Here is a 1,781-nt window from a genome sequence, read left to right on the forward strand (position 1 = left end):
CATTTATGGCCCTGGTTGGCGCTCCCGGCATCGCTGACTGCAGCACTGCAGCGCGCCTATGGTCATACCCATCGGGTCACGGCGCTTCTTATGGGGAGTGGACGCCGGAAACCGACTTATAGTGAACAGCGGCTCTTGCATTTAAAGCGGGGCGAGCGAATTTTCTGGCGGGAAGTCCTTCTCCACGCTGGAGATCCAGATCGGCCCGCCATATGGGCTATGACCACCATACCGCTTTGTGGACTGCGCCATGGTCTGCTGCCCCTGGCGCGCCACGGTTCCCGTCCCATCGGCAACACCCTGTTTCGGCATCGCCGCCTGCGCCGTTCCCCCATCACCATGGAGGCATTGCCGCGCTTCGGCCAACGCGTCTGGCGGCGACGCTCCATTTTACGCCGAGGTCATACTGAAGTATTGGTTGAAGAACATTTCCTGCCGGACTTACCCCCTTGGGCGGGTCGAGGTCGACGCTGATGAATGATTTCATCCCGTTTCGTCAGCGTTTTTCCGCCTATCTGGCGCTGATGCGCATGGACCGTCCCATCGGTACGCTGTTATTGCTCTGGCCAACTTATTGGGGACTCTGGCTGGCGGCCAAAGGGACGCCTTCCCTGCGCCTGTTTGTGATTTTTACCCTGGGTACCTGGCTGATGCGCTCGGCAGGCTGTGTCATCAATGATTATTTTGATCGGGATTTTGATAAACAGGTAGCACGCACCCGGCACCGGCCACTGGCGGCGGGACTCATCAGTCCCGCCGCAGCTTTACGTCTTTTTGTATTGCTCTGCCTGTTGGCTGCTGCTTTATTGCCCTTTTTGAATCTGCTCAGTCTGGCTTTGGCCGGTGCTGCAGTATTCATTACCATTACCTACCCACTGTTCAAACGCTTCACCCATCTTCCCCAGGCTTACCTGGGCATTGCCTTTTCCTTTGGTATTCCAATGGCTTTTGCAGCAACACGAGGAACGGTTCCGGCCATGGCCTGGTGGCTGATGCTCGCCAATGCCTGCTGGGTGGTCGCCTATGATACGGCCTATGCCATGGCGGATCGTCCGGATGATCTGAAGGCCGGTATCAAATCTACGGCCATTTTGTTTGGCCGCTGGGATCGTCATATCATCGCCGGTCTGCAACTGACCATGCTATGCATATTTGTCGGCATTGGCGTCAGCACGCAAATGCACTGGCCCTTTTGGATTGCCTTGCTCCTGGTGCTGCTTCTCGGCATTTATGAACAGAGCTTGCTGGGGGGAGACAGAGATCTGGCTTTTGGTGCTTTTCTGCACAACAACTGGATTGGGCTGGTTTTGTTTTGGGGAATAGTGGCCGGTTTAGCGCCATCAAGCGGCTTGCCCATACCGGGAGCCTGGGGCTAAAACGGAGAATTCTGTGCGTTTTTGAAAAACTTATACACAGTTTACTCATAAACCGACAAAAGCCAGAGCAGCACCGTTAAGTTGTTGTTGAAAGTCATCATCTAATTGTTTTCATTTATTGTTTATCCTTGCCACTTTTTTGGGCAAGCCGGCTAAGGTCTTGAAGCACTAGGCATATGCGAGTTTTCCTGAGGTCCATGCACAGACTTATCCACAGAACTTGTGGGCAACTTTAATGCCCGCTGCGACGGTCTGCCTGCAAGTGGCTGTTTTGGGGCATCTGCCCCGGATATTTTCCTATGCCCTGCCGGAAAACCCGGAACGCCTGCCTCCCGGCGTACGCCTGCGTGTCCCTTTTGGTCAAAAAAGCCGTATTGGTATTCTGGTGGGATATGACCACTGTCC

At 54.6% G+C, this 1,781-nt stretch carries 3 protein-coding genes; all 3 read left to right on the forward strand.

Annotated features, from left to right (window positions below; translation table 11 throughout):
• On the forward strand, positions 1-474 hold a 474-nt coding region (locus AC2VLY_RS09885), incomplete at its 5' end, for a chorismate--pyruvate lyase family protein (protein WP_486922190.1).
• Positions 474-1,376 (forward strand): 4-hydroxybenzoate octaprenyltransferase, encoded by a 903-nt coding sequence (gene ubiA / locus AC2VLY_RS09890; RefSeq protein WP_193650947.1) that lies wholly within the window; start codon positions 474-476, stop codon positions 1,374-1,376. The genes AC2VLY_RS09885 and ubiA, both read left to right, overlap by 1 nt.
• Positions 1,377-1,611: 235 nt before the next feature.
• On the forward strand, positions 1,612-1,781 hold a 170-nt coding region (locus AC2VLY_RS09895), incomplete at its 3' end, for a primosomal protein N' family DNA-binding protein (RefSeq protein ID WP_486893317.1).

It is taken from the genome of Acidithiobacillus sp. TH-A36 (assembly GCF_057473445.1).

Excerpts from the sequence above, each read along its gene's own strand:
- ubiA (WP_193650947.1), top strand. The coding sequence starts at position 474 with ATGAATGATTTCATCCCGTTTCGTCAGCGTTTTTCCGCCTATCTGGCG.